This window comes from Campylobacter sp. RM12637, assembly GCF_020137645.1.
In the GTDB taxonomy this organism is placed as follows: Bacteria; Campylobacterota; Campylobacteria; order Campylobacterales; family Campylobacteraceae; genus Campylobacter_E.
In genome coordinates, this window is record NZ_JACGAV010000062.1 from 1 (window position 1) to 277 (window position 277).

The 277-nt window shown below is 32.9% G+C and carries 1 protein-coding gene; it reads right to left on the reverse strand.

Annotated elements, in window-relative coordinates; translation table 11 throughout:
• The coding region (locus AVBRAN12637_RS09750) for a methyl-accepting chemotaxis protein (protein ID WP_336615836.1) at positions 1–277 on the reverse strand (277 nt) is incomplete at both ends.

The following is a 277-nucleotide window of genomic DNA, read 5'->3' on the forward strand; positions in this document are numbered from 1 at the left end:
CATAACAGCTTCAACAGCAATGCTAGCCATTAAATCTACTTCATCTGATATTTTATTAGTATTATCAGCTACTACTACATTAGCGCGTGTTAGCTCATCTATACTACTTATTGCTTCATTTATTTGAGATATTGCTTGAGTTTGTTCTTTAATGCTTTCACTCATATCATTTATACCTTGAGTTAATACATTAACACTTGCTTCTATTTCTGTTAGTGATTTTTGAGTGCTTTCAGCTAGCTTTCTTACTTCATCAGCAACTACAGCAAATCCACGT